Source organism: Pseudoalteromonas sp. MB47 (genome assembly GCF_011319765.1).
Taxonomy (GTDB): Bacteria; Pseudomonadota; Gammaproteobacteria; order Enterobacterales; family Alteromonadaceae; genus Pseudoalteromonas; species Pseudoalteromonas simplex.
The window spans coordinates 77,314-97,485 of the sequence record NZ_VFBD01000013.1 but is presented as its reverse complement, the minus strand read 5'-3'; the positions used below and the strand labels follow the sequence as shown (position 1 = coordinate 97,485).

11 protein-coding genes are annotated in these 20,172 nt (G+C 41.2%); 2 read left to right on the top strand and 9 right to left on the bottom strand.

Annotated features, from left to right (window positions below; all coding sequences use genetic code 11):
• Positions 1-3 precede the first annotated feature (3 nt).
• The 3 genes from IMPJCBKJ_RS08060 to IMPJCBKJ_RS08050 form a co-directional block, all read right to left on the bottom strand.
• Positions 4-1,317 carry a DUF3472 domain-containing protein gene (locus tag IMPJCBKJ_RS08060; protein WP_166339734.1) on the bottom strand — a complete coding sequence of 438 codons (1,314 nt, stop codon included), beginning with the start codon at positions 1,315-1,317 and terminating at the stop codon, positions 4-6.
• Between the two features lie 59 nt (positions 1,318-1,376).
• A complete protein-coding gene (locus tag IMPJCBKJ_RS08055) occupies positions 1,377-4,253 on the bottom strand; it encodes a discoidin domain-containing protein (protein WP_166339732.1) in 2,877 nt (958 codons plus the stop codon).
• Positions 4,254-4,325: 72 nt separating this feature from the next.
• On the bottom strand, positions 4,326-7,172 hold the full coding sequence (locus IMPJCBKJ_RS08050; RefSeq protein ID WP_138602118.1) for a TonB-dependent receptor: 2,847 nt from the start codon (positions 7,170-7,172) through the stop codon (positions 4,326-4,328).
• 461 nt (positions 7,173-7,633) lie between these two features.
• Between IMPJCBKJ_RS08050 and IMPJCBKJ_RS08045 the strand changes: the two genes are divergently transcribed.
• Positions 7,634-10,732, top strand: a complete 3,099-nt coding sequence (locus IMPJCBKJ_RS08045) for a glycoside hydrolase family 2 TIM barrel-domain containing protein (protein WP_166339730.1) — start codon at positions 7,634-7,636, stop codon at positions 10,730-10,732.
• Between the two features lie 49 nt (positions 10,733-10,781).
• Here IMPJCBKJ_RS08045 and IMPJCBKJ_RS08040 read toward each other — a convergent pair whose 3' ends face one another.
• From IMPJCBKJ_RS08040 to IMPJCBKJ_RS08030, 3 genes are all read right to left on the bottom strand, one after another.
• Positions 10,782-12,776, bottom strand: coding sequence for a discoidin domain-containing protein (locus IMPJCBKJ_RS08040; protein WP_166339728.1), 1,995 nt, complete (start codon positions 12,774-12,776; stop codon positions 10,782-10,784).
• A 302-nt stretch (positions 12,777-13,078) separates the two neighbouring features.
• Complete coding sequence (locus tag IMPJCBKJ_RS08035; RefSeq protein WP_346774157.1) at positions 13,079-13,480, bottom strand: VOC family protein; 402 nt, start codon at positions 13,478-13,480, stop codon at positions 13,079-13,081.
• A complete protein-coding gene (locus IMPJCBKJ_RS08030) occupies positions 13,473-14,120 on the bottom strand; it encodes an HD domain-containing protein (RefSeq protein ID WP_054553661.1) in 648 nt (215 codons plus the stop codon). Before IMPJCBKJ_RS08030 ends, IMPJCBKJ_RS08035 begins: the two co-directional genes overlap by 8 nt.
• Before the next feature lie 135 nt (positions 14,121-14,255).
• On the opposite strand from IMPJCBKJ_RS08030, the gene IMPJCBKJ_RS08025 reads away from it, so the two are divergent.
• Positions 14,256-15,446, top strand: coding sequence for a class I SAM-dependent methyltransferase (locus tag IMPJCBKJ_RS08025; RefSeq protein ID WP_138618615.1), 1,191 nt, complete (start codon positions 14,256-14,258; stop codon positions 15,444-15,446).
• Here the strand turns inward: IMPJCBKJ_RS08025 and IMPJCBKJ_RS08020 are convergent.
• The 3 genes from IMPJCBKJ_RS08020 to hrpA form a co-directional block, all read right to left on the bottom strand.
• On the bottom strand, positions 15,443-15,739 hold the full coding sequence (locus tag IMPJCBKJ_RS08020; protein WP_054553663.1) for a PilZ domain-containing protein: 297 nt from the start codon (positions 15,737-15,739) through the stop codon (positions 15,443-15,445). The two genes, IMPJCBKJ_RS08025 and IMPJCBKJ_RS08020, sit on opposite strands and share 4 nt — an antisense overlap.
• An 8-nt stretch (positions 15,740-15,747) precedes the next feature.
• Positions 15,748-16,161: a response regulator gene (locus tag IMPJCBKJ_RS08015; protein ID WP_316247579.1), complete on the bottom strand. Its 414-nt coding sequence runs from the start codon at positions 16,159-16,161 to the stop codon at positions 15,748-15,750.
• 72 nt (positions 16,162-16,233) lie between these two features.
• On the bottom strand, positions 16,234-20,124 hold the full coding sequence (hrpA, locus tag IMPJCBKJ_RS08010; RefSeq protein WP_166339724.1) for an ATP-dependent RNA helicase HrpA: 3,891 nt from the start codon (positions 20,122-20,124) through the stop codon (positions 16,234-16,236).
• Positions 20,125-20,172: the final 48 nt, after the last annotated feature.

The following is a 20,172-nucleotide window of genomic DNA, read 5'->3' as shown; positions in this document are numbered from 1 at the left end:
TTACTAAGGTAAAGACTTAAGATCTATTTTAGGAATGTCTGTAGGGGTTCTTTCAAACTCGCTGCCATAAGGAGTGGGAGCGGAAAAAAAGCCTGTATTTTTTAGGTAAAACCCTTTCTCTGTCGTACCGCCTTGATAGTCAAAACGCGCATTTTTTTTGGCTGTGGCATCGTAAGTAAATTTAGCTTGGGTCACTTCTTGCCATTCCCCTCGCTCAGGTTTAGCCCATTGGTTTGTATAAATTGCACGACGTTCAAATTGCCCTGCCCCAGGTATGAAGTTCTCTAAAAATGAATAGGTGCCTTGATGATATATACTCGTCTTTGGGCGCCTGAAACTTGCAATTAACTGCCATTTTTCAACCATAGGATCATAAAAGTATGCTGTGAAATCAGTACTTTCAGTTCCTTCAACTGGCCTAATGTGAGTTAGAAAACCATATCGCGTGTCAGCTTTCCAATCGTATCGCATATAGCTTTGTCCGCCAGAGCCTTCATTGCCAAATTTACCTACATGCACATTTTTACCATGCTTTAAGGTCTGTATTCGGTACTCAGGTGGAATTAATGAAGGATCATCTGTTGAAAATGGACTCCAAATAGAGAATAACACTCTGCGCTCACTATCAGAGTTTACTTGTATACCAAAATAGCCCCCATCAAAACCATTCGCCATGTAATACGAGCCTATTACATCGGCTCCTTTTGGCACTTCTATTTCACTATAAAACCACGGGTAATTCATCGTTTGAGAAGGCAACGAGTATTGCAGGTGAACCGAAGGGCCTCGACGTCCCCAGTAAAAGTCATCTTTGACATAACTAACTTTACCTAAAGCCACTTCGCCGCCGATTTTAATCTCACTTATGGCTGGTAAAAGCGTTTCTGCTTGCTCTAATCCCGTGATGGTTAACTTTTGATAACCTAATTCATCAAGGTTAAATGTACCAACAGGTACGCTCATTGGTTGATTATTTTTTACTGTTACAATTTTGCTTTGCCCAGCTATCGAAACTTCAATTGTTGCAGGTTTGTCTTTCACAAAGGTTTGCAAAGAAACGGCTAACTCACCTGTTTTAGATGTGTAAAAATAAGTGCTTAAACTGCCTTGTTCAGCAAACCAATGGGTCACACCACTCTTGTCTATCAGCTTATCTGACAGCTCAACATTATTATCAATCCAACTGTTTCCTGCCACTGGAATACTGAGCGTTGTTTCTATCTTCTTATCTTCTAACTGTAACTGCTGATTTCCACATGCGACCAAGGAGGTCAAAAAAAGCGATAAAACAGCCGTTTTTATACTGTGATTGTTCATTTTCTTTCCCACAAAAAAGCACTATCCGTTATAACGAATAGTGCTCCTCATAAAACAGTTTATGGATTTATACGAACAGAGAACTCTGCCGCAGATGCCCAAGCACCACCACCTTGCTCCTCAAGAGCAACAAATTTAACGTAACGCCCATTTGTCGCTGGAAGAATGGCTGATTTTACATCACCATTTGAAGCCCATTCACCTTGTGCAACAGGCTCACCAAATTCAGTTGCGGTTTCACTTACGTACACTTCATATTTAACTACAGTACCATTACCGCCACCTGGGCGAGGCGTGTAGTCAAATTGAGCAACCTCATAAGACTGCCCTAAATCAATAACAACGTCGTGTGGGTAAGTAACTGAACTGTCACTCCATGAGGTGTGCCAGTGCGTGTCAATATCACCATCGAATGCAAGCTCAAGTTCATTTCCAGCCTCAGCAGCAGAACTTGATGTTGCAGAAACTGTGCTCATATCAATTGCTTGAGTTAAATTAACTCCCACATTTAATTCTCTTGCTGCCGCCCAAGGGTTACCACCGCGTTCTGCGAGTGCAACAAACTTAACAAAACGCCCTGTTACATCATTAAACGTCACCGTTTTAATATCGCCATTGTCAGCAAAGCTGCCACTTGATACAGGTTCGTCAGCAAAAGCCTGCTCATCTTCGCTTACATATAACTCATACTGCACCACTGTGCCATTACCACCACCATCTCGTGGCGCATAATCAAAGCGGTTTACAGCATAATTCTCACCTAAGTCAATGACCACCTCATGTGGATAAACAACAGATGTATCATCCCAATTGGTATGCCAATGCGTGTCATTTTGGCCATCAAAAGCAAGCGCCAACTCATTGCCTGGTTGTGCAGGAGATGTTGATGAGTAGCTAAATGTCGTATTATCTAAAAGCGTACTGTTAACCTCAATAACCTCAGTAACGGGTTCTTCAACAGGTTCATCTTCATCACCTGTGCCTGAGCCATCAATAGGTTCATATACGTTGCCATCATCAATGCCTACTCGCAGTTCAGCAGCTGAAGCCCATGCACCACCACCACGCTCTTCTAAAGCGATAAATTTAACAAATCGACCTGTTACTGGGCCAAAAACTTCTAGCTTCAAGTTAGTGTTATCAGCCCAGGTACCTGAATGAACCTTTTCACCATAATCAACTGACGACTCTGAAACATAAACTTCAAAGCTAACAATCGTACCATTGCGTCCGCCGTCTTGGCGTGGCGTGTATTCAAAGCGATTTACATCAACTGTTTCGCCTAAATCGATAACAACTTCATGAGGATACTCTTGCATATCATCACCCCAAGAGGTGTGCCACATGGTTGAATCATCGCCATCAAAGGCATATTTTAAGTCATTACCCGGTTGTGCAGGTGTGTTGCCCGTGACTACAAAATTAGCACTATTTAGCATGCCATTTTCTTCGCCATCATGTGTAGCAGTTAAACTCAAACCCTCAACATCAGAGCGTGCAACAACAAGGATTGTATAAGGCGTCTCTTTACGAACATTTACAGCAACGATGCAAGTTTCATTACTCGTGCCACCATAGCCGATACATTCTGCATTATCAGGGTTAGCAGCTTCTTTTGCAGTGACATAAATATCTGCATCACCAGCATAACCACTTAGTTCTACGGTTAGTTTATTTGCAGAATCTATAGCCATGACCTCATACAGACGCGTTTCTCCTTTACTCATTGCGTCAATTGTCATAGCTTCACCACTAATTAAAGGCTCTGATTCAGTATCAAAAAGTACTGTATCATCATTATTTGTAAGTCCAGCCGCTACAGTGCCTGTATAACTAGTAACTTTGCCAAGAATGTTTTCAAGTTGTAACTCAACGACAGCATCTGTCGCAATCGCGCTGAAACTTGCTTCACGCGCTGATAAATCTTGCCCGCTACTAACTACCTCACCATTGACGATAACCGTGTATTTGTACATAGGCGTAGATGTTGCCTGAATTGACCAACGAATACTTTGAGTATCAATAGAGTCAATCGTTGCTGCCAAAGGGCTATTTTGCGGTGAGAAAGAAGAATAAGGACGAGATAAAACATCTGCTGCTTCAATTTCATCAGGAGAAATACTGCCGCCAGAGCTCATACGATAGTATTCACTCGTTGATGTCGCATCATAGCTTTCATTGTATGCTGCAGTTGCTTCCTCTTGAATGACATTAAAATCTGCTTTAGTAAACCCTGCCCAAGAACCATCCAACTGACGTTTATGACCAGCGGTAAATAATGCAGTGCGGGTTTGATCGCCCGTCCCCAGCCAATCCTCTACAAACGAGCCTGTATTGCTATTAAAGTAGACATTTTCAACTGGGTAATCCATGGTGACTATATGTGTCCAAATACCCGTTTCTTTATCCATTGACCAATAGCCAAATTGCGTATGGCCATCTTTTTGCCAAACTTTAGCCACCAGCGTATACCAATGATCAGGCTGCCATCCAAGTTCAAAATTCCATGATTTTAATCCTGTACCTTCGCCACCAAAGTTCTCTACTTTAGTACCTGCACCTTGATATGGTGCAGTGATAAGTTCACCATTTGAAGGATCCCACAAAGAAAATATAAAATTACGGCCATCGGGATGATCTTGTATGCCAGCATAACCGCCCCCTTCCATACCTGCGTTCCAATTTAGAACCGAATAGTATGTATATGGTGTTAAACCTTTTGCCGGAATATACACATCTTGCATGATGATGTCCCCAGCCGCGTTATCATTAAAGCGCAACCATACTGAAGGGGCTCGATCAATCGATCCTGGGGTTGCAACAACTTGCTTTCCTGTAGATCCAACTGAGCCTTTAGGCTCTTCGGTCCCGCAACCGAACAGTGTTGCTGTTATTACCGCAATACTGAGCACAGATAATTTATTTGTTAAGCTCATAAATTTACTCACTTATATTTATTCTTTTTAAATTAGGCAATACAACTATTGCCGTGAATTTATCTACTGCTATTAAAACCTGACATTAACCCCAAAGGTAAATAGGCGCCCAGCACTATCAAGTTTATGAACCTGATCAGAGCGAGAGATATAATGCCAGCCACGTTCATTGGTTAAGTTATTACCTGAAACATTTAAATTGATTGATTCAGTAATATCGTAACTAGCACTGAAGTCTAACTGGCCATAGTCTGCAACCCACTGCGGGCCACCCCATGCATCTGCATTTGCAACATATTCATCGCGCCAGTTATAGGCAAAACGTAATTGAAAGTCATCCGTCTCGTAGTACACGACTGCGTTATAAGAATGCTCGGACATTCCTTGATAAGGAAGGCCAAGGCTTCTAAAGTCGTATTCAGGATGATCTTGAGGAACCTGATCATACCCTGAGTCAACATAGGTGTAGTTAAGTTGCACCCCTAAATTATTAAATGGCGCTGGTAGTAATTCCGTAAAGGCATGCTGATAGGCAATCTCATAACCTTCAATGGTACCTCCACCGTCACCATTGATAGATGACTGTACTTTGAAGGTTTCTCCATTGATATCTATTGATCCATTTTCACCATTTATGACAAATGACTCGATATCTTTATAAAAATAAACAGCAGTGAGTGCACCGTTCTCAGAAAAATACCACTCAAGAGCTAAATCTGCTTGATTAGCACGAAGCGGTTCGAGTCCAGGATTTGAGGCGTGATATTCCATTTTATTGAAGTTGATGTAACTCCAAGCCTTGAGTGATTGGATACTTGGGCGAGTAATTGCTTTTGAAGCTGTTGTTCTAAGTAATAAAGTATCTGTTAAATTTAGTTTTAGATTTAAACTTGGTAATACATCCGTATACGTATCCTCAAATTCCACAATATCTTGATAATCTTCAACTTTACCTTCGTAGCTTGGATTACCTTGTTTATCAGGAACAAATACAACTTTGTCTAAATTAAGTGAATAACCTTGGCTACCTACAGTTGTTTCAATAGCCCGAACACCTAAATTTAAAGCATAAGGAAAGCCAAAAACTTTGTCTTCTATATTCACGGATGCGTAAATTGCATTGGTTTGCTCATTTACTTCATATGAGTCTTTAGGGCGCGGAAGCGCTTTAATTAACTGATTAGCAGCTTCCGGACTAATAGATTCATAAAATGCGAATAACTCATCGTAGTCAAAACGAGGCCACGGATTAGGGTGCTGACCGGGTTCACCTTTAAAGAAGTTCTCAAAGTCACCATCAATTAACACACTTTCAGGGAGTCTAAATAAGTCAAAGCCGTTAATATTTTCAACTGATGAGTAATCTACGCTGAAGTGATCATAACGTTCAGAATCAAGTTGCGCTCCAGCATTACTAAATGCACTGGCATTTTCTGACGAATTAACATTTGTGGTCTTCGTTTGATCGCCAATATTTAAACCAAAATCGATTGATTTGATCCAATCAACATTGGGCATCCACTGTGCGTCAATACGAAGTTCATTTACGACATCTTTAACACCTGTTCCACTGTTATAACTGTAGTGGGCGCCAAAAGGAGAGTTCGCAGTTAAGTTAGGAGAAATTGATACATCAGGTAAAAGGTTATTACCTGATTTATCTAGCATAATTTCATCAACAAAACCACGTGCTACAATGTATCTATTGTGACCATCATTTTTATTTTCTGAACTCGAGTGCGCAACATCGAATGCAACACTAAAGTTATCAGCAACAAACCATTTTGCATTCACACCAACTTGATACGTTTCGGTAACTCGAGGCGACGATACATTAAGTATTTCAGCCATCGCTCCAGTACCAAATAAAGTCATTTTATTAACTAAACCCTCATCATTAAAACCAACATCTTTAACGCCAGGTATGCCTTCGGTCCAACTTTCATCATATGTAACAAACGAAATTTGCGACTCTGTTGCATCCGTTTTATATGATGAATAAATGCTATCAAAATTCATTTCAAAGTCAGAGTTCGGGATCCATTGTAATGCTAAACTTCCGCCAATACGTTCACGAGTATCTTCTTGGTTACCATAACGCATATAGCCCGGTATGATTGAGCCCCACTCGTTATCAACTAACGGATCAAATGCCCCATCACCATTCACATCTTGGCGAACCGTAATATCTGACTCCGTTGTTTCATTCCAAAAGCCTTCACCTTCATAACTGTCGATCCTTAAAGTTCGCTCAGAATAAACTGCAGTGAAAAGGGCACCAAATGTGTCGTCGAAAAACGTGTCGCTTAATAGAAATGAAGCTTGAGGTGTTACATCTTCGGTTCGATCTTCGTAAATACCTTTTATAGAACCTGATGCCGTGAAGCCATCAAAATCCATCGGTCTACGTGTTTTGATATTGATAACAGATCCAATTCCACCTTCTTGAGTGTGTGCAACGGGAGACTTATATACTTCAACGCCACCTAACAGCTCAGCTGCAATCAAGTCGTAATTAAAGTCACGGCTGCTATGCTCTGAAGCCATACGTCGGCCATTTATGGTTGTAATGTTATAGTCCCCACCTAAACCACGCACTGTGACATTTTGCCCTTCTCCGGCATTACGCGTAATCGTAATACCCGAAATGCGTTGTAATGCTTCGGCTACGTTTTGGTCAGGGAACTTACCGATATCTTCAGCAACAATTGCATCAACAACCTGTATTGAGTTTTGCTTAATAAATAAAGATTCTTTCAAACTGTTACGAATACCGCGAACTTCAATTACCTCAACAGCATCATCGTCAGTCTCTTTTAGTTGTGGGTCTTGCTCATTTGCCGCTAATGCGACTGCTGAGGAGGTCGAAAGTATCGAACCTATGAGCAAGCTTAGGTACTTCTTATTGTAATTTACCATTGCACTTCTCCGAATTAGTTATTCCATGAAAGAACATCTGTAGATGTATAACAATTAATTTACACCTTTCGAAAGAAAAAAATCAATAGAAAACACAATAAAACTTTCATTTTCTTTTAATTTAATAGTCGCATTTTTATCGCTAGATAAAAAACTAGTTAAAAATCAACACTCAATCAATATGGAACTAAAGGGAAAATATTTGGACTTAAATCGAAAGTCTTCGAAAAAGGAACTACGTAAGTAAGGTACCTCACTAGAAGCAGGATAAGCATAAAGTAACAAAATTGAATCTATTATCAGCTGAAGCAGCCATTTTTGACTGACAAGAGTTGGACTTTCAACTTCAACATGATTCTTTTTAATTTTTACAAATAAAACAACAAAGTGAATTTGAAATATTTTGAAAGACTGATAATCTAATTTGAAATATTATGAAACAAATTAAGGTGAATCAATTTATGATTAACTTAATAAATAACCGTGTTAGTTTAATCAAACGAATGTTAATCGTCTGTCTTTGGTCTAACTTTGCCTTTGCAGCACTTAGCAATGATTGGGAAAATCCAAAAGTTGTCGGAATAAAAAAATTACCCGCTAGGGCAAGCTTTTTTCCCTACACCGTTGCAAATTTACAAGCGCCAGATCAAGCGCAAAACTATTTGAATTTAAATGGTATCTGGCGTTTTCATTTAGCTAAGAACCCCGCATCAAGATTGAAAGACTTTGAGAGCCCTACTTTTAATGATAGTGATTGGTCAACAATCAAAGTGCCAGGAAATTGGGAGTTGCAAGGTTATGATCGTGCTATATACGTTAACCACCCCTACGCTTTTGCGAAAAACCCGCCTTTTATTCAACAACACGACAACCCAATTGGCCATTACCGTAGAACATTTAATTTAGATGAACTGTGGACTGATAAGCGAGTAATTCTACATTTTGGCGCCGTTAAATCAGCGTTCTACCTTTGGGTAAATGGACATAAGATAGGCTATAGCCAAGGAAGTAAAACCGCTGCAGAATTTGATATTTCTGATTATGTAAAGTCAGGGTCAAATACACTGGCAGTTCAGGTGTTTCGCTGGAGCGATGGTAGTTATTTAGAGGCTCAAGATTTTTGGCGGATCTCCGGCATTCAGCGTGATGTATACCTGTACTATACACCTAAAGATTATATTGAAGATGTGTTTGTAAATGCCGGCTTAGTTAATAACTACAAAGATGGAAATCTAAACCTTGCTGTTGATTTAAGCCCATCAAATAAAGAGCAGACGCTGCAAATTCAGCTCAAAAATCCTAACAATGAAATCATTTTCGAAACCCAGCAAACTTTAGCCAAAAAAGAGCTCAGCCAAACAGTTCAATTCAACAAACAATTTAAAAATATAAAAGCCTGGTCTGCTGAATCGCCCACTCTTTACGAATTAAGCATATCACTTTTTGATAATAAGAAGCTGTTAAGTCAATACGTTAAGAAAAAGATTGGCTTTAGAACCTCAGAAATTAAAAATGGCCAACTGCTTATTAACGGCCAAGCTATTTTGATCAAAGGGGTCAACCGGCATGAGCATGACCCTATTACAGGGCATGCCGTTTCCCGAGAAAGCATGGAGTTGGATATAAAACTATTCAAGCAATTCAATATTAATGCCGTGAGACTCGCTCACTATCCTAACGATCCTTACTGGTACGAATTATGCGATAAATACGGCATTTATGTGGTTGATGAAGCCAATATTGAATCACATGGCATGTATTATAATTTGGCAAAGGGCCACACATTAGGAAATAACCCCGACTGGAAAAAAGCCCATCTTGCACGAATTTCGGCCATGGTCGAACGTTCAAAAAACCATCCTTCAGTAATCATTTGGTCGCTTGGCAATGAAGCTGGTAATGGCTACAATTTTTATCATGGTTATGACTGGGTAAGATCTCGTGACCCATCTCGTCCTATCCAGTACGAACGCGCTGTTTTTGAATGGAATACCGATCTCTATGTCCCCCAATACCCTACTCCGCAATATCTAAAAGAGTACGCCGAGTCAAACCCTGAGCGCAGTATGATCATGAGTGAGTATGCGCATGCTATGGGCAATAGTGTGGGTAACTTTGCTGACTTTTGGCATCAAATACGTAAGTACTACAAGTTACAAGGTGGCTTTATCTGGGACTGGGTTGATCAAGGTATACAAACCACCACCTCTGAAGGCAAAACTATCTATGCTTACGGTGGGGATTTTGGTGTTCCAGGCACTCCTTCAGATGGTAATTTTCTTTTAAATGGTATTGTTTTACCTGATCGCACACCAGAACCTGCTCTATATGAAATTAAAAAAGTTCATCAATCTGTTTTGTTTTCTTTCAATGACAAAGAGTTAACTGTATTTAATGAAAACTTTTTCAAAAACCTCAACCATTACCGTTTAAATTGGCAATTGATGAGCAATGGTAAGGTGTTTAAAGAAGGCCGAATCAATAAACTTGAAATACCACCACAGCAATCCGCTAACTTCACGCTTAACTATTCAATTCCAAAAGAAATCGATGATGAAGTATTTTTGAATATAAGTGTGGTGACGCGGCTTGATGAGCCACTAATAGGAAAAAGTTTTGAAATCGCAAAAGAGCAATTTTTAGTACAAACAGCACGTGCGAAAGAACAACAAACTGATTTAAGAAAACTTAATGTTTATCGAACCGTTACCGATAGCGAGATTATTGGTAATAACTTTGTAGTAAGATTTAATCACGCGCGAGCAGAGTTAACAGGCTATCGCTTTAACGAGGTTGAATTAATTAAAACACCTGCCAGAGCCAACTTTTGGCGCGCTCCTACTGATAATGACTTCGGCGGAAATTGGCAAGATAAGTTAAGGGTTTGGAAATACGCCTCAGACCGTCAACAGCGTACAAAATTCACTTTAGTAGAAGCTGAAAACCAAGTTGTTGTTACCACTGAGTTTGATGTGCCAGATGTTTCTGGAAAATTAAATATTATTTATATCATCACAGCTGATGGCAAAGTAAAGGTCGATTACAAGTTCAGTTCATCTATGCAAGATATGCCTATGATCCCTCGCGTCGGTATGAACTTGGAATTATTTGCCGAGCTTAACAATATTACCTACTTTGGCCGGGGACCACAGGAAAATTATCGTGATCGACATACCGCAGCACATGTTGGTTTATATCACTCTAAAGTGTCACAGCAATATCATCCTTACATCAGACCGCAAGAAAGTGGCTATAAAACGCAAGTACGCTGGCTTCACTTGACCAATCAGCAAGGTGTAGGATTAAAAATTACTGGTGCACCTCATTTTGGTATGAGTGCTTTACACTACAGGATCAGTGATCTAGACCCCGGCATGCGACGAAGCCAAACACATTCCGGTGAACTTCAGCCTCGTCCACTCGTTTCACTGAATATTGATTATGGGCAAATGGGTGTTGGCGGCGTTAATAGTTGGCATACAACAGCACTGCCAGAATACACGCTGACAGCCTCAGAGTATGAATATAGCTTTACTCTGCAAGGAGTTAACATAAATTAAAATGTTGGATAAGGGCTCTTTTTAGCCCTTATCTCTTATATGGTATCAATTACTTATAAACAGCAATCTCTGCTGCACTTGCCCAAATGCGACCATTAATTTCACTTTGTGCGATTAAACGAATATACCGCGCAGTAACAGGTGCAAACTGTGTTTGCTTGATTTGTGTATTCGCAGCCCACGTACCAACAGCGATGGGTGAGCCAAAGTTGATACCATCCTCACTCACATACACCTCATAGTCTGCAATAGTGCCGTTTACGCCAATGGTTCTTGGTAGATAGGTGATTTTTGAAAAGCTTTGCGGGTTACCTAAGTCTATATCAACCGAGTGAGGGTACTCAGGCACTGTGCTGCCAGACCAATTCGTGTGCCAAATGGTGGCTGGATTATTATCAAAGGCGTAGATAATTTCTTCGCCAAGCTCTGCCTGCGAGTCGCTACTCACAACAAAGCTCGAACTATCAAGTTTTCCTGTGTGATATAGCTCAATCTCTGCCGCACTAGCCCATACATTCGCGTTTACTTCTGACAAGCCAACCAATTTTATAAAGCGCGTTTGCGTATTATTAAGTGCAACCACTTTGCCTTGTTTGCTGGCATCCCAAGTACCCGCAGCAACTAATTCATCATAGGTTACACCATCATGACTTACATACACTTCATAGTCTGCAATTGATCCATTTTCGCCCACAGCGCGTGGCTTATAATGAAGCTCTGACAACTCATAGTGTTTACCAAGATCAATGATGACATCGTGAGGGTAACTAGGCACTTGTGGAGTTGACCAACTGGTGTGCCACAGCGTGGTTTTGTCTCCATCAAATGCGTTTGCCAATTCATGATAAGGCTCTGATTGCGAGTTAGAACTTACCGTCAATGTGGCGCTGTCGATCAGGTAGTGTTGTGCTGACGTATTATCAATCGTGACAGTCGCTGAGTGCGAAACTGTTCGACCGAAAATATCTTCGAGGGTAATGATAACGTTGTCATTTTCACTCGCAATAATATCTACTTGGCGCTTTTCTGGTTGGCTTGCTGATGCAACGAGTACGTTGTTTATCATCACAGAATAGCTAAATTGAGGGGTGCTCGTTTGCGGCACTTGCCAACTTACGCTTCGCGTAGTGGCATCAGTGATGGTGAACTCAATATTAGGTTGATTGGGGGTATCCGCTTCATTGTTTCTTGTTAACGGAAAAAGTGAATTTCTCCCGCAAAACGCTGTCAAGTTACCATATGCATCCGTACAGGTTTGATTGCTAATACTTAACGTAGGTGAGGTTTTCCCGCCAGTTGTCATAGTAAAATAACTTGGGTTTGCGCTTGCATCATAGTTATTGTCGTAATTACGTTTTGGTTGGTGTTGGACAACACTAAAATTTGCAGAATCAAAGCCAATCCAGCTACCATTTTCGAGCTTTTTATAGCCATTTTTGAGCCTCACAGTTCTCGCGTTTTCGCCGCTATACCACCAATCTTCAACAAATGACCCTGTTGTCGTTTCAAAACGTACATCAGCTACAGGGTAATCCATGGTCACCAAGTGCGACCATTCTCCAGCAGCCTGATCATGCACCCAATAGCCGAAATGAGTATGTGAACCTACCGGCCATGCCTTTGCCACTAAGGTATACCATTGGTTAGCTTGCCACCCTAAATCAAAGTTCCATGTTTTTAGCCCTGTACCCTCACCGCCAAAATTTTCAGATTCCGTACCATGACCAAGATAACGGGCTACAATTGGCTTTGAAGAGCTGCGCGGATCCCATATGGAAAATATGTAATTGCGGCCATCAGGGTGATCTTGTATGCCAGCATAGCCCCCACCTTCCATGCCCGCATTCCAGTTAAGCACTGAATAGTAGGTGTACTTAGTAAGTCCATTGCTAGGCACATACACATCCTGCATGATCGTGTTACCGCGACCTACATCATTAAAGTTAAACCAAATCGACGCGGCCCTGTCTTCAACCGTATTAGCTTGGGCACTCCAACTACTCAACATACCGACTACTGCCAATTTTATTGTCATTTTTCTCATGCTAGCTCCTGTAAGTGATAAAAGTTAATTTCTAGATTCTGTGGACTTATCCTTTAGTAGCAATAAAGAACCAAAAAATATAAACCACCGAGTAATTAAGGTTCAAAAACGAAAGAATCGCAAATAAAAAACACAAAATGAAAAATAACGAATCAAAATGAAACAAATCGAAAGGTAACAACAACGTGAAAATGAGTAAAAACGCCGTATGAAGGATAGTGAAAAATGTATTGCTTGATTTTTATAAGGCGAAGTGGCATGAAGGTTAAAATACACTATGAAAAGTGCATTTATTAATACCTTTAGGTAAGAGCTGATTTTATAGCTTCATAATCATGAGAGGTTATTTCATGGCTGTTACCAGCACAATCTTTAAAGTACATTGAGTAAGTAACACCATGATCGGCAACAACAGTTTTAATATCAAGCTGAGCTAGATGCTCAAGCCATGCTAAAAACTGTGTTGCATTTGCGCCAAAAGCAATACCTTTGCTTCTACCGTCAGCTTCAAACAGTGCCAAACGAATTGTTTTTGCTTGATCTTCTAAGGTTAAAGGGCCTTTTCCCTCATCCCAAAATGCAAGTTCCGGTATCACATTAAAACCAAGTACTTGTTGATACCATTTTACAGCAACCGCTAAGTCATCAACATTTAAGTGGCAATGATCAACACCACACAAAGCTGGAATAGCCATGTTACTCACCTATTTCTGTTTTTAACTGCTCTAAAAAATCGAGCATATAATCTGTACGTCGTTTGGCTTCATCTTTTGCTGATGGCGTGTTCATACTCTCACCAATGTGTAACAGCTTAATAAAAAAGTGATCGAGGGTGTATTTTGTATCGTCAGGTTCGCGGTTTAAACAAAATGGATCGTCTTTATGATACAGATAGCGACCAATTGAGCCCCCTACTTTCATGCAGCGGCTCACCCCGATTGCACCTAATGCATCCATTCGGTCTGCATCTTGCACAATTTGCGCTTCGACACTTTGTACTTTGATATTGGCACTAAAGCTATGTGCGGCAATAGCATGATGAATAGCACTAAAATACTGCTCAGGATAATTAATTGAGGCTAAAAAACTTAGCGCTTTGTCTGCGGCCATGGTCGATGCTTTTGCCCGATCTGGGTGGTTCTTTGCAACCGCAACACAATCATGTAACCAAGCTGCGGGTAACACCACGGCCATTTCTGCCTGCTCGGCAATACACAATTGTTTTGCAACCCTCACTACTCGTTCGATATGACTAATATCGTGTGCGACATCGGCATGGAGTAAAGACAAAATAAAGTCTCGACATTGAGTTTCTAACGCTGCAAAGTCTATTTTTGGCTGCATATACTGGCTATCACCATTTACTGATTGAAATTATGCTTACTTTAGCGTGGTTGCTAGATTTGTTCAAAACATTCATTGTATGTTTGCCAGTGCTTCATTAAACTATGCCCCCTTTTGTTTGACGCGAGAATCCCTATGTCATCTGCTATTTACCTGCAAGCTGGACGAGAAAAATCATTAAAAAGAAAACACCCATGGGTGTTCTCAAAAGCCATTAAAAAAGTAAAAGGTAAGCCAGGACTAGGTGATACTGTCACTATCTATGACAATGACGGCAAGTTTTTAGCCATTGCAGCTTACAGCCCGCAATCGCAAATTCGCGCTCGCGTATGGAGCTTCGATCAAAACGAAGTAATTGACCAAGCATTTTTTGAAAAACGTTTACGCCGTGCCTATGCTGCGCGTGAACAGGTGATCAGCGAAGGCGGTTTAACGGGTTTTCGTTTAAGCGCTGCTGAGTCTGACTACTTGCCAGGCATCACTATCGATAAATTTGATAATGTATTGGTGTGCCAACTACTTAGTGCAGGTGCAGAGCGCCATAAAGGTGAAATTGTTGCTGCACTGATGACTATTTTTCCGGGCTGCGATATTTATGAACGTTCAGACGTTGATGTACGCACTAAAGAAGGCCTTGAGCCAATCAAGGGAATACTTTGGGGCAAGGAACCAATTGAGCCAGTCATCATTGAAGAAAATGGCTTAAAACTCGAAGTAGACATTCTTGAAGGCCACAAAACTGGCTTTTACTTAGACCAACGTGATAGCCGTGCAGCCCTTGAGCGCTTTGTTAAAGACAAAACGGTATTAAACTGCTTTAGCTACACAGGTACATTCTCGCTATATGCTTTGCGTGGTGGTTGTAAGCACGTGACTAACGTTGATGTATCACAGCCAGCGCTCGATACAGCAAAGCGTAACGTTGAGCATAACAACCTTGATTTATCGAAAGTTGATTTCGTAAAACAAGATGTTTTTAAGTTGTTGCGCCAATACCGTGATGAAGGTGTGCAATTTGATACTATTGTTATGGATCCACCAAAATTTGCTGACAACAAAGCGCAGTTAACCGGTGCCTGCCGTGGTTATAAAGATATTAATATGATTGCGATGCAAATCTTAAAACCAGGTGGCACTTTACTTACCTTCTCGTGCTCTGGATTAATGGAACAAAATTTATTTCAAAAAGTGGTTGCGGATGCAGCCCTTGATGCAGGTAAAGACTTGTTGATCATGGAACGACTAAATCAAGCTGCCGACCACCCGATTGCTGGCAGCTACCCAGAAGGCTTTTATCTGAAAGGCCTGATCTGTAAGGTTTACTAATTAAAACTTACAATTTCTAACCCGGCACTCAAGGAGCCATCTTGCTCCTTGGTTGCCCGAATTACACGGGCTGTTGCATCAAATGAAGTAATCGCCGTGCTAGTCGAAGCAATTAGCACCCGATAAAGACTACCAATTTCTAAGACTTCATCAAGGTGTATTGCCAGCCCTGTTGCACTTAAATCAGTACACGTAACCTGAATTTCTTCGCCATTAACTGCATCTAATGGGATCAGTTTTGCAGGGGTATGAATTTGCATGCGGCGAAAATCGCGTTTCTCCTCATGAAACATATGGCCTCCTATACCAGTGTTTTTATTTTTTCTATTAATGTTTTAACAGAAAAAGGCTTCACTACATAGGCGTCGCAACCGGCATCAAACCCCGCTTTTTGTTCAAGCTCGGTTTCAAGACCAGACACCATGACAACAGGAATTTGCGCTGTTTCTGGGGTGTTTTTTAGTAAGCGGCACGTATCATAACCATCTAAGCCTGGCATACAAACATCGAGCAGTATAGCATCTGGTGGCTCCGCAATGGCAGACGTTAAACACGATGCGCCTGAATTTGCATAACTTAACGAAAACTCATTTCCAAGGCTTGCTTTGAGCATTTCAAAATTAAAATATTCATCATCGACGACCAAAATAGTTGGTCGCGGTCGATTTACCGCCCGTTCAGGAACTGAGATTGGTCTTTCCTTTTCAATGCCCACATAACCTCCTTTTAGCATCTGTGTTTTAGCGTCAAGCAAGGAGGTGACACCTCCATTGCTCATTCCTTAGTATTATAACTCAGATTCTTTAATTGCGTTTAAAACACGTTTAGCAGATACAGGATAAGGTGTCCCTAGTGTTTGTGCAAATAAAGAAACACGTAACTCCTGTTGCATCCAAAATATCGCACTGATCTCTTCAGGAATTGGCATTCCCTTAGGGATTTTGTTCGCTAGTTTTTGATATTGCTCGGCTACTTTTTCAAGCTCAAGTACACACAACCTATCGCGGTTAGGGTCAACAGGTAGCTTTTCTAAGCGGCGTTCAATGGCTTTTAAGTAACGAATTAAATCCGTCATCTTTGCTGCCCCATGCTGGCTAACAAAGCCTTTGAACACTAAGCTTTGTAACTGTGATTTAATATCACCGTGCGCTGTTATCATGGTTAGATCAACGCGTCCTTTCATCCGTTTATTTAAGCCATGTGCAATACTTAGCACTTGCTCTACTTGGGTGGCAATCTCAACCACCGTGTCACCAAGCTCACCACGAATTTGCTCTTTCGCTTTTACAAACGCATCTGCAGTGCGGATGTTGCCATATTTAGTTAGTAGGCTATCGACGGCTGCAGCGATACAGTCATCAATTAAGTCATTGACCTTACCAAAAGGATTAAAGTACAAACCTAATTTAGATTTATTCGGTAAATTTTGCTGTAAATACTTAATCGGTGATGGCACATTTAATAACACTAAGCGACGTAAACCTTGTTGGTGCGCCTGCTGAGCTTTGTGTTCATTATCAAATAACTCAACCGCTGCTGAGTCTTTTTTATCCACCAGCGCTGGAAACGCTTTGATTTCGTATTGACCTTGCTTTTTCACGTAAGAACTTGGTAACTCACCAAAACTCCACTCGGTCAAATCAGCTTTCTCTATGCCCTTGTCGGCTACTTTCGATAAGGTATCCGTTACCTTACCTTGTAACTGAGCTTTTAGTTTAGATAAATTTAAACCGCGAGCGAGTAACTTATCGTGTTCATCGCGTACTTCAAACTGTAAGCGTAAATGCGGAGCAAGGGTTGATAAATCCCATGCATCTGGCTCAACACGCACACCTGTCATACGTAATAAGCGCGTGCTAATTGCATCAATTAAGTTGCCTTGCATCGGCTCGATTGCAGCAAGTACCGCATCGGCGTAGTTTGGCGCAGGCACAAAGTTGCGACGGATCGTTTTTGGTAGCGACTTGATAAGCGCACAAATTAATTCATGTCTAAATGCAGGAATATGCCAATCAAAGCCAGTTTCTTGCACTTGGTTTAACAGTGCTACCGGAATTTGTACTGCAACACCATCAACGGCTTGGCCTGGATCAAAATGATAAGCCAGTGGTAATAACAAGTTCTCTTGCTGCCATGTATCTGGGTAATCGAACTCGGTGACATGATCGGCACCATGCTGCATTAATTCTTCTCGAGACATGTGCAAAAAGCGCTTATCTTTTTGTTTTTGTCCCTTCCACCACTTATTAAACGCAGCACGATTATTTACATCTTGCGGAATTTTCTTGTCGTAGAATTCAAATAAGGTTTGTTCATCAACCAAGATATCACGGCGGCGAGATTTATTTTCAAGAACCTGAATATCTTCAATTAACTCTTGGTTATAGTGTAAAAACCCTTCATTTTGACCCAGCTCTTGCTCTACCAACGCCGAGCGAATAAACAACTCGCGACTTACTTTTGGATCAATATTGCTATAAACACAGCGGCGCTTATTAACAATTAATAGGCCATACAGGGTTTGCTGTTCAAACGCGATAACTGCACCCGGCTTTTTCTCCCAATGCGGTTCGCTGTAGCTGCGCTTTACTAAATGCTGTGCAAAGCCTTCAACCCATTTTAGGTCTATGCGTGCGTTGATCCGCGCATAAAGTTTGCTGGTTTCAACAAGCTCAGCCGACATAATCCATTTTGGGCTCTTTTTAAATAATCCTGAGCCTGGAAAAATATGGAACTGGCTGTTGCGTGCGCCTTTATAAATTTGTTTTTCATCTTTAAAACCAATATGACTTAGCATACCGCTCAATAAAGATTGATGGATTCGTTCGCTATCAGCAACATTGGTAGTGGCCTTCATGCCCATTTCATTACACACCGTTGATAGCTGATAAACAATATCTTGCCATTCGCGAATACGCATATAGGCTAAAAAGTCTTTTTGGCATAACTTTCTAAATTGGCTATTGCTCAATTCAGATTGCTGCTCTTCAAGGTAATTCCATAAATTTAAAAAGGCGATAAAATCTGAATCTGGATCGTCAAAACGGCCGTGCTTTTCATCCGCTGCACCGCGTTTTTCTTGTGGTCGCTCTCTTGGGTCTTGAATCGACAATGCCGCAACAATAATGATCACTTCACGCAGTGCACCTAAGCCATCGGCAGTCAGCACCATTTTCGCTAAACGTGGATCAACAGGTAAACGGCTTAAACTTCTGCCTGATTTAGTAAGCTCAGTCTTTTTATGACGTTTAGCTGGCTTAATGGCTTCGAGTTCTTCAAGTAGCGTTAAACCATCGTTGATATTTCGGCTATCTGGCGCTTGCACGAACGGGAACTGTTGCATGTCGCCAAGCCCTAAACCAAGCATTTGCAAAATAACAGAGGCTAAGTTGGTGCGTAAAATTTCAGGATCAGTAAACTCTGGACGCGAATTAAAGTCGTCTTCGCTATATAAACGAATACAGATACCCGCTTCAATACGACCACAGCGGCCTTTTCGCTGATTGGCACTGGCTTGTGAAATTGGCTCAATCGGTAATCGTTGTACCTTGGTACGATAGCTATAACGGCTGATACGCGCGGTACCTGGGTCGATAACATAGCGAATACCCGGCACCGTTAGTGATGTTTCAGCCACGTTGGTAGCTAAAATAATATGACGGCGGCTATGCGGCGCAAAAATTCGGTTCTGTTCAGCGTTTGATAGACGCGAATATAGCGGTAAAACATCGGTGCCTTTGAGGTTTCGCTTTGATAACGCATCGGCGGTATCGCGAATTTCTCGTTCACCATTCATAAAAATCAGAATATCGCCGGGACCTTCATCACACAGCTCGTCAACGGCATCAAAAATACCCTGTAATTGGTCACCATCCGCTTCCATCTCATCTTTATTGATTTCAGTAGTTGGTCTGTAACGAACCTCTACGGGGAAAGTACGACCTGATACTTCAATGATGGGTGCATCGTCAAAATGTTTAGAAAAGCGCTCAGGGTCAATTGTTGCTGAGGTAATAATAACTTTTAAGTCAGGACGTTTTGGCAGTAAATTTTTTAAATAGCCTAAGATGAAATCGATATTCAGACTACGTTCGTGGGCTTCATCGATGATGATGGTATCGTACTGGTTTAGGTATCTGTCTTGTTGAATTTCAGCCAGCAGAATACCGTCTGTCATCAATTTAATGTAGCTATTGTCAGAAACTTGGTCACTAAAGCGAATTTTAAAGCCCACTTGTTGACCTAGCTCGCATTGCATTTCTTCTGCAATACGATTCGCGACACTTCGAGCCGCGAGTCGACGAGGCTGCGTGTGGCCAATGTATCCATCAACACCGCGGCCAAGCTCTAAACACATTTTTGGGATCTGCGTCGTTTTACCAGAACCTGTTTCACCGGCAATGATCACCACTTGGTTATTGGCAATCGCCTGTTTAATATCATCTTTCTTTTGGCTAACAGGAAGTTGCTCTGGGTAGGTCACTTTAGGTAAGGCAGTCAAACGTTGCTCGCGCAATTGCTGCGAACGGCTAATATCTTCAGCTATTTTTTGCGCTATGCTCGCTTGCTTAGTTTCATCGTTGATTTTTTTGATGCCATGAAGGCGTTTTTTGAAGATGAATTGATCTTTGCGTAAACACGTTTTTAATTCGCCAAACAGCGGACCTAGGTTAACCACCCGATACCCTTATATTTCTTAACCAATAGACTGATATTGTATCAAATA